Origin of the sequence: Cognatilysobacter lacus, from assembly GCF_008274655.1 — a bacterium.
Classification (GTDB): domain Bacteria; phylum Pseudomonadota; class Gammaproteobacteria; order Xanthomonadales; family Xanthomonadaceae; genus Cognatilysobacter; species Cognatilysobacter lacus.
Window position 1 is genome coordinate 1 of the sequence record NZ_VTRV01000107.1, and the last position, 9,256, is coordinate 9,256.

At 69.5% G+C, this 9,256-nt stretch carries 9 protein-coding genes; all 9 read right to left on the minus strand.

Translation table 11 applies throughout. The features are described 5' to 3' along the window. Positions 1-622 (minus strand): bifunctional 4-hydroxy-2-oxoglutarate aldolase/2-dehydro-3-deoxy-phosphogluconate aldolase (gene eda, locus FW784_RS09865; RefSeq protein ID WP_149353176.1); only part of this gene is annotated, 622 nt, incomplete at its 3' end. After that, positions 619-1,599 (minus strand): glucokinase, encoded by a 981-nt coding sequence (glk, locus tag FW784_RS09870; RefSeq protein WP_149353177.1) that lies wholly within the window; start codon positions 1,597-1,599, stop codon positions 619-621. The genes eda and glk, both read right to left, overlap by 4 nt. Further along, positions 1,596-3,434, minus strand: coding sequence for a phosphogluconate dehydratase (gene edd / locus FW784_RS09875; RefSeq protein ID WP_149353178.1), 1,839 nt, complete (start codon positions 3,432-3,434; stop codon positions 1,596-1,598). Before edd ends, glk begins: the two co-directional genes overlap by 4 nt. Further along, positions 3,434-4,144: a 6-phosphogluconolactonase gene (pgl, locus tag FW784_RS09880; protein ID WP_149353179.1), complete on the minus strand. Its 711-nt coding sequence runs from the start codon at positions 4,142-4,144 to the stop codon at positions 3,434-3,436. Before pgl ends, edd begins: the two co-directional genes overlap by 1 nt. A 2-nt stretch (positions 4,145-4,146) precedes the next feature. Further along, on the minus strand, positions 4,147-5,604 hold the full coding sequence (zwf, locus tag FW784_RS09885; protein ID WP_205123595.1) for a glucose-6-phosphate dehydrogenase: 1,458 nt from the start codon (positions 5,602-5,604) through the stop codon (positions 4,147-4,149). Positions 5,605-5,738: 134 nt separating this feature from the next. After that, positions 5,739-6,446 carry a uracil-DNA glycosylase gene (ung, locus tag FW784_RS09890; protein WP_149353180.1) on the minus strand — a complete coding sequence of 236 codons (708 nt, stop codon included), beginning with the start codon at positions 6,444-6,446 and terminating at the stop codon, positions 5,739-5,741. A gap of 64 nt (positions 6,447-6,510) precedes the next feature. Further along, complete coding sequence (locus tag FW784_RS09895; protein ID WP_149353181.1) at positions 6,511-7,356, minus strand: response regulator; 846 nt, start codon at positions 7,354-7,356, stop codon at positions 6,511-6,513. Continuing rightward, a complete protein-coding gene (gene ftsX / locus FW784_RS09900) occupies positions 7,353-8,303 on the minus strand; it encodes a permease-like cell division protein FtsX (protein WP_149353182.1) in 951 nt (316 codons plus the stop codon). The genes FW784_RS09895 and ftsX overlap by 4 nt, the downstream gene beginning before the upstream one ends. Beyond that, positions 8,300-8,986: a cell division ATP-binding protein FtsE gene (gene ftsE, locus FW784_RS09905; RefSeq protein WP_149353183.1), complete on the minus strand. Its 687-nt coding sequence runs from the start codon at positions 8,984-8,986 to the stop codon at positions 8,300-8,302. The genes ftsX and ftsE overlap by 4 nt, the downstream gene beginning before the upstream one ends. Positions 8,987-9,256: the final 270 nt, after the last annotated feature.

Below are 9,256 nucleotides of genomic sequence, written 5' to 3' on the forward strand. Positions count from 1 at the left end.
CAAGCGCGGCGATGGCGGCCCAGTCGCGCGCCGCCAACCGGTCCGCGGGCACCATCCACGAGCCGCCGACCGTGGCGACGTTCTTCAGCGCCAGGTAGCCGGGCGCCTTGCCCGCGTCGATTCCACCGGTCGGGCAGAACCGCACGTCGCCGAACGGGCCCGAGAACGCCTTCAGCGTGCTCACGCCTCCGGCACCTTCGGCCGGGAAGAACTTGAAGCGCCGGTAGCCGTGCTCCATGCCGAGCATCAGCTCGCTGGCGGTGGCGATCGCCGGGATGAACGCGAGCGCGGTGAGTTCCGCGGCGCCGTACAGCGCTGCCGTGCTGCCCGGCGCGATACCGAACACCGCACCGGTGTCCTCCACGGCGAGGAAGTCCTCCTTGCGGAGCATCGTGCCGGCGCCGACCACCGCGCCCGGCACTTCGTTGACGATGGCGCGCATGGCATCCAGCGCGCACGGCGTGCGCAACGTCACTTCCAGCACCGGCAAGCCCGCATCGACCAGGGCGCGGCCGAGCGGCACGGCATCCTCGCAATCGTCGATCGCAAGCACCGGCAGCACCGGCGCCTGCGAGAGGATGGAATCGACGCGCGCGGCGCGGGTTTCAGGCGTCCAGATCATCGCGGTGTTTCCGTGGTGGCGCGCAGGGCGACGGCTGCACCGAGCAGGCCGGGCTGCGCATGGGTGATCACGTGGATCGCAACGTTTTCCAGGTATGCCGCGAAGCGACCCTTGGCGAGGAAGCGCTCGCGGAACGCGCTGGCACGCAGGAACGGCACGAAGCGCGGGACGATGCCACCCGCAATCATGACGCTGCGCGCGCCGTGCATGAGCGCAGCATCGCCACACACCGCGCCGAGGATGGCGCAGAAGCGCGCGAGTGCGCGACGCGCGGCGACATCGTGGCCCTCGAGTGCCAGCCGCACCACGTCGGCCGGATCGCGCAGCACCGGCGCCTGGCCCGCCGGGCGGTCGGGATCGCGCATGACCGCATCGATCTGCGCCAGGCCGGTGCCGCACAGCACGCGTTCGTTCGAAGTGCGGCCGTGCAGCGAATCGAGCCAGCGCGCGATCAGGCGATCCTCTTCGATGACCGGCGCGAACGTCGCATGTCCGCCCTCGGTCTCGATCACGTGCCAGCCGTGGGTGGCATCACCGGTGAGCAGCGCGACGCCCAGCCCCGTGCCCGGCCCGATGACGGTGACGGGCGAACGCGGCGGCAATGCCGCCGGCCCATAGAGAGGTACGGCATCGTCGCCCGACAGTGCGGGCACGGCCCAGGCGACTGCACCGAAGTCGTTGAGCATGCGCAGGTGCACAAGGCGCAGCGCCTGCTCGAGTTCGCGGCGGCTGAACGACCACGCGCGATTGGTCAGACGGATCTCGTCGGTATCCACCGGCGAGGCGACCGCCATCGCCGCACGCGACGGCGTGGCGCCGACGCTTTCGAGGTAGTGCTCGCAGGCGTGCTGCAGGCTGGCGAAATCCGCGCAGCGCAGCGGCTTGACGTCGCGCAGGTCGGGCTTGGATGCGTCGAGATCGGTTAGCGCGAAACGCGCGTTGGTGCCACCGATGTCGGCGATCAGCCCGAGATTCATTGCGACAGTTCCCGGTCGCTGGCGTCGAGCAGCGCGCACGCGCCCTCTTCCGCGCTGCCGACGGCCCGGCGCATCAGCGCGAACAGCTCGCGCCCCATGCCCGTGCGGTTGGCCGAGAGATCGGTGCGATGCGGCGTGCGCGCGGCGAGCTGCGCGGCGTCGACGAGCACGTCGATCGTGCCGGCGTCGGAGTCGATCCGCACGACGTCGCCGGTCTGCAGTCGCGCGATCGGGCCGTCGTCGGCGGCCTCGGGCGTGAGATGGATCGCGGCGAGCACCTTGCCCGACGCACCGGACATGCGCCCGTCGGTGAGCAGCGCGACCTTGTGGCCGCGATCCTGCAGCACCGACAACGTCGGCGTGAGCTTGTGCAACTCCGGCATGCCGTTCGCCCTCGGGCCCTGCCCGCGCACGACGGCAATGAAGTCGCCCTCGAGGAGCCCGGCGCGGAAGGCTTCGAGCAGCATCTCCTGCGCCTCGAACACCTGCACGGGGGCTTCGATGAAGCGATGCTCGGGTGCCACCGCCGACACCTTGACGATCGCGCGGCCGAGGTTGCCCTGCAGCCTGCGCAGCCCGCCTTCGGCGTCGAACGGCTCGGCGAGCGGTCGCACCACCGATGGGTCGCGCGAGACCGCCGGCGCATCCGCCCACTTGAGTTCCATCCCGTCGAGAAACGGCTGTCGGGCCTGGTCGCGAAGGCTTCCGCCGTGCACGCAACGCACGTCCTCGTGCAGCAGGCCGCCGTCGAGCAGCTCGCGTATCACAAAGCCGACGCCGCCCGCGGCCTCGAAATGGTTCACGTCGGCGCTGCCGTTGGGATAGATGCGCGCCAGCAGCGGCGTTACGCGTGAGAGTTCGTCGAGATCGTCCCAGTCGATGCGGATGCCTGCGGCGCGACCGATCGCGACCAGGTGGATCGCATGGTTGGTCGAACCGCCGGTCGCGGCGAGGCCGACCATCGCATTCACCATCGATCGTTCGTCGACGATGTCGCACAGGGGCGTGTACTCGTTGCCGAGCGCGGTGATCTGCAACACGCGTTCGGTTGCCGCGACGGTGAGCGCATCGCGCAGTGACGTGCCCGGGTTGACGAACGCGGCGCCCGGCATGTGCAGGCCCATCACTTCCATCAACACCTGGTTGGAGTTGGCGGTTCCGTAGAACGTGCAGGTGCCGGGCGCGTGGTACGACGCGGCCTCGGCGTCCAACAGTTCCTCGTCGCCGACCTTGCCTTCGGCGTGCAGCTGCCGGATGCGCGCCTTTTCCTTGTTGGGAATGCCCGACGGCATCGGCCCTGCGGGCACCAGGACGCATGGCAGGTGCCCGAAGCTCAGTGCGCCGATGAGCAGGCCCGGCACGATCTTGTCGCAGATGCCGAGCAGCAGCATGCCGTCGAACATCGCGTGCGAGAGCGCGATCGCGGTGCCCATCGCGATCGTGTCGCGCGAAAACAGCGAGAGCTCCATGCCGAAGCGGCCCTGGGTGACGCCGTCGCACATCGCGGGCACGCCGCCGGCCACCTGTGCGCTGCCGCCGTTCGCACGGGCGATGGCGCGTATCAGCGCGGGATAGGTCTCGAACGGCTGGTGCGCCGAGAGCATGTCGTTGTAGCTGGTGACGATGCCGATGTTCGCGCCCACCTTGCCGCGCAGCAGCGGCTTGTCGGTGCCGGAGGCCGCGAAACCGTGTGCCAGGTTGCCGCAGCCCAGTGCACCGCGCGCCGGGCCCTCCTGACGCATGGAAGCCATGCGCGCCAGGTATTCGGCACGGTGTCGCGCGCTCTTCTCGCGGATGCGGTCGGTGGCGCGCTCGATGACGGGCTGCAGGGACATCAGGGGCTCCAATGGATGTGCACCTGCGCGCCGGGCGCGTGCAGCAGTGCAGCGACGGGGCGTGCCACGGCATCCGCGTTCGTTTGCGCCCGCGCCAGCACCGCGCGCTTGGCGTCGCCGGTCAGCACCAGGTGCAGCGCGCGTGCACGCAGCAGGCGCGCGAGGGTGAGCGAGATGCGCGGAAACGGCGCTTCGGCCGGCAATGGATCGGGGTCCACGCGCAGCGCATCGAGCAGCAAGGTCCGATCGAGCCCGGCCGCCAACTGCCGCGCATTCGGAAACAACGACGCGGTGTGCGCGTCCATGCCCATACCGAGCACCACCGCGTCGAACGCAGCCGGATGCTCGGCGAGCATCGCACGCGCGTAGCGCTCCGAACGTTCCGGATCGCCATTCGCGGTCGTCATCGCTTCCACGCGCACGTCGGTGTCCTCGAATATGGCGCGCAACTCGGCAACATTGGAGGCAGGGTGATCATGCGGAACGCAGCGGTCGTCGGTAGGCATCACCACGATGCGCGCGGCGTCCGCATGGCCGCGCCAACGCGCGGCCAGCTCGCGATAGGCCGGCAGCGGCGTGCGGCCGCCAGCGAGCGCGAGCAACGCGCCGTTGCGTGTTGCAAGCGCGACATCCACCGTCTGCGCAAGGTCGGCTGCAAGCGCGTTCGCGAGCGCCACACCGTCCACGTAGTCGTGTTCGATCCAGCCCATGGTCACTCGCGCCAGCCGTGGCCGTTGCGGTCGGTGAGCGTCACCGCCGCGCTCGGCCCCCACGTGCCCGCCGGGTAGGCCTTGGGCGCCATTCCGGCGGCGCGCCAGCCTTCCTCGATCGCGTCCACCCACTGCCATGCCGATTCTGTTTCGTCGCGTCGCACGAACAGCGTGCCATTGCCTTCGATGGCGTCGAGATAGAGCCGTTCGTAGGCGAGGCGACGGCGCACGTTGGCGAATTCCTCGTGCATGTCGAGGTCGAGCTCGACCGGCGACAGCTGCAGGCCGCTGCGGTCCAGGCCCGGCGTCTTGCTCATCAGCTGCAGCTCGATGCGTTCATCGGGCTGCAGGCGAATGACCAGCGCATTGGGCTGCGGCGCGACGCCGAAGATCGAATGCGGCACCTGCCGCAGCTGCAGGTAGATCTCGGTGGAACGGCGCGGCATCCGCTTGCCCGTGCGCAGGTAGAACGGCACACCCGCCCAGCGCCAGTTGTCGACCTGCGCGCGGATCGCCACGAATGTCTCGGTGCGGCTCTTGCGGCCCAGTTCATCGAGGTAACCCGGCACCGCCTGGCCGTCGATCGCGCCCGCGGTGTACTGCCCGGACACGGTTTCCGCCGCGACTTCGTTGCGACCGATCGGGCGCAGCGATCGCAGCACCTTGATCTTCTCGTTGCGCACGGCGGTCGGGTCGAAGTGCGACGGTGGCTCCATCGCGACCAGGCAAAGCAGCTGCAGCAGGTGATTCTGCAGCATGTCGCGCATCGCGCCGTAGTCGTCGTAGTAATCGCCACGGCCTTCCACGCCCACCGTCTCGGCGACGGTGATCTGCACCTGCTGGATGTGGCGCGCGTTCCAGAGCGGCTCGAACATCGCGTTGCCGAAGCGCAGCGCGAGCAGGTTCTGCACGCCCTCCTTTCCCAGGTAATGGTCGACGCGGAAGATCCGCGACTCGTCGAACACCGCGGCCACGCTGTCGTTGATCGCATTCGCGCTGGCGAGGCTGTGGCCGATCGGTTTCTCCAGCATCACGCGCGTGCCGGCGCCGGCGAGCTGCAGCGCGCCGAGGCCGCGGCAGATATCGCCGTAGAAACGCGGTGCGGTCGACAGGTGGTAGACGACATCACCGCCATTGCGAAGTTCCGCGACGCGCGCGCCCAGCGTCGCGAACGACGCTTCGTCGCCCAGCGTGGCCGGCACGTAGTGCACCCGCTCAAGCAGGCCGCGGACCATGGCGTCGTCGCGATCGGCAGCGGGAACGAAGCGTTCGATCGAGTCGGCGACGCTCGTGCGGAACGCGTCGTCGTCGAACTCGCTGCGCGCGGTGCCGAGGATGCGCAGCGTCGGCGGCAGCAAGCCATCACGGTGCAGGCCGTACAGCGACGGCAGCAGCATGCGCTGCGCGAGATCACCGGAGGCGCCGAAGATCGTCAGCAAAGATGCGGGCGTTGGACTCATGGGCACGGGCATGAACAGGACCTCGAAGGGTACGTCGCGTCCCATGAAGAAACCGCTGCATACGATTACAGCCGGTGGCTCGGATGGAGGCGGCGCGCGCCATGGACGCGGCGGCCGTGCACCCCGCTGAGGCGCTAGCGCGGCGCCAGCTGCGCCGCCGGCGGCAACGACCAGTCGATCGGCCGGCCGCCCCGTCGCACCAGATAGTCGTTGGCCGACGAGAAATGCCCGCAGCCGATGAAACCGCGATGCGCCGACAGCGGTGAAGGATGCGGCGCCTTCAGCACGCGATGCTTCGAGGTATCGATGCGCTTGCCCTTGGCCTGCGCATAGCTGCCCCACAGCAGGAACACCAGCCCCTCGCGCTGCTCGTTGAGCACATCGACGACATGGTCGGTGAAGCCTTCCCAGCCCTTGCGCTGGTGCGCGCCCGCGTGGCCGGCCTCCACCGTCAGCACCGCGTTGAGCAACAGTACGCCGCGGTGCGCCCACGGCAGCAGGCAGCCGTGGTCGGGCTTCGGTATGCCTAGATCGCGCTGGAGTTCGGCGTAGATGTTGAGCAGCGACGGCGGAACCGGTACGCCTGGCTGCACCGAAAAGGCGAGCCCGTGTGCCTGCCCGGCCCCGTGGTACGGGTCCTGCCCGAGGACGACGACCCGCGTCGCATCCAATGGCGTGGCATCGAAGGCGGCGAAGATGTCCGGCCCCGGCGGGAATACCTGTGCACCGGCGCGCTTGCGCTCGCGCAGGAAGACCGCGAGTTCCCGCATGTCGTCACGAAGCAGGTAGTCGCCGACCCGCGCTTTCCAGCCGGGCTCGAGTCGGATGCTGTCGGTGCTCATCGAGCTATCGTCGGGAATCGACGGCCGCGACACAATGAATGCGTCTGTGGCGATGCTGCGCGTGTCAGGCCGGCGTGTGTTCGAGGCGCGACAGTCGCAGCTGGAACAGCGTCTTGGTCACCAGCAGGCGCTCTTCGATCGGCTTGAGTACCAGGTCGTTCGCACCCGCGCGCAGCAGTTCGCTCTGGTTCTGCGGATTGGCGTCGCCGGTCATCACCAGGATGGGCAGGCGGCGCTTCCCGTAACCGAACTGCACGCGCAGGCGGCCGAGCAGGTCATGCCCGCTGAGCTCTCCCTTGAGGTAGACGTCGGTGAGCACGAGGTCGGCACCCACGTCGTCCTGCCCGCGATGCGCGTCGAAATGCAGCAGCGCCTCCTCGACGCCGATGAAGTGCAGCACCTTGAGCCCATGGCGCTCCAGCATGCGCTTGGTCGCAACCGCGACCACCTTGCTGTCTTCGACGTACAGGACGCGCGCGCCCGGAATCGGCTCGGGATGGACGTAGCCGCGGATGAACGCGGCCAGCGCGACGTGGCCGAGCGCCTTGTCGAAATAGTCGGTGACATCCTCGCCGAACGTGCGCGACTCGAGGTGCGACTGCGCATCGCCGGAGACCACGATGATCGGCACGTATTTCTGCCCGGCCGCCTCGCGCACCGTGTGCGCAAGCGCGATGCCGTCGCCGTCGGGGAGGCCGATCGCGGTGGTGACCAGGTCGACCGGGCCGTTCGCAAGCGCCTCGCGCGCCTGCGCCACGCTCTCGCACGCGACCACCTCGACGCCCGCGAGTTCGCGCACCAGCACGTCGGCAATCAGCTTGCGGACCAGCTTCGAGCCGTCCACGACCATGATGCGCGCCGGCGTCGCGGGGAGATGGCGAAGGTCGTGTTGCTCCGTGCTCACAGTCATTCGCCAGTCGAGCGGGTCTGTCTCAGATAGTGACCCGTCACCAGTCCGGCGCCAAGCCAGCCGAGCAGGCCGGCGCCCAGAACTGCGACGGCGGCCCGGAACGGGTCGAAGCCCTGCAGGCGGAAGGCGCTGCCGTAAGTCTGCGCCAGCCGCGAGATCGGCTCGCGGACGGCGAATTCGGCCCCGGTCAGCAGCGCCAGCGCGATCAGGCCCGACAACAGGCCATAGCAGGCGCCCAGGTACAGGAACGGGCGCCGAACGAAGCCGCCGGTGGCACCGAGCAGTTGCAGGACCTCGATCTCGTCGCGGCGTGACTGGATGTCCAGCCGCACGGTGTTGCCGACCACCAGTAGCGCGCCCAGGCCGAGCAGCACCGCCAGTACCCACGCGACGCGCTCGCCCAGCGTCAGCCAGCGATCGAGCCGCTGGCGCCACGCGGCATCCTGCTGCACCACGTCCACGTCCGGCATCGTCTGCAGCGCCGTCGCGAGCGGTGCATCGTCGCCGCGCGGCGTCACCCGCAACAGGTGCGGCAAGGGGTTTTCGCCGAGCGCGTCGGCGGCCTCGGCAAGGCCGCCCTGCGCGCGCAGTTCGCGCAGGCCCTCGTCGGCGCTGCGCACGTCGACGCGCGCGACATCCGGCCGCGCGCGCACTTCGGTGGCCAGCACCTGGGCGCGCTCGAGCGCGGTTCCCGGCTTCATGTAGACGCTGACCTGCCGCGACTGCTGCACGTCGCCGGTGAACTGCGACAGGTTGGACAGCACGGCCCACAGGCCGAGCGGCAGCGCGAAGGCGATCGCCATGACGCCGACGGTAAGGCCGGTTGCCCACGGCTTGCGCGCCATCCGCAACAGGCTTGCGAGCAGGCTGTGGACGTGATGATCGACCCACGCGCCGAAGCGCGAGCGCGTGCGTACGACATCGTTTCGACGGGCTTTCGTGCTCATTCGGCGAGGTCTCCCGGGCCGATGTCGTCGATCAGCTTGCCGTGGTCGAGCACCAGCACGCGCTTGCGCATGCGGCGGACCAGTGCGAGGTCATGGCTGGCGACGAGCACCGACGTACCGCGCAACGCGAGCGATTCGAGCAGCGCCATGATCTCGGTGGACAGTGCGGGGTCAAGGTTGCCGGTCGGCTCGTCGGCCAGCAGCAGCTTCGGCTCGGCGACGATCGCGCGCGCGATGCCGACCCGCTGCTGCTCGCCGGCGCTGAGCTGCCGCGGCAGCGACTTCTCGCGATCGCCCAGCCCGACCTTCTCGAGCGTGGAACGCACGCGCTTGGCGACCTCGGCGCGGTGCATGCCGCGCAGCCGCAGCGGCAACGCGACGTTGTCGGCGACGCTGCGATCGGCAAGCAGGCGGTGGTCCTGGAACACCACGCCGACCTCGCGCCGATGCAGCGAAATGCGTCGCCCGCGCAGCTTGCCGAGGTTGCGGTCGGCGAACACCACCGTGCCGCGCGTCGCGCGCTCGGTGCAGTGGATCAGTCGCAGCAGCGTGCTCTTGCCGGCGCCGGAATGCCCGGTGACGAACAGCATCTCGCCGGGCGCCACCTCGAAGCTGACGTCGGCGAGCGCGTCGCGGCCGGAGGCGTAGCGCTTGCCGACGTTGTCGAAACGCAGGAGTGTCATGCGAGGCAGTATCGCAGATGGGGCGCGCGCGACGGTTGTTGCGCGCGGCCACTGCGCCCGATGTCGTCGATGATCGACGCGAGGCCGGGAGCCCGCCGCGGGTACGTCGTTCATTGGCTCGGCCCGCCAACGAAAACGGGCGACCGCAAGCGGCCACCCGTCGAGGTAGCGCAGGAACCGGTCAGTGCTGCGTGCGCGGCCCGCGGGTCACCAGCGACTTCAGCCCGCGCGCCACGCGACTGAGCAGGCCGGGCTTGGACGCGCCCGACG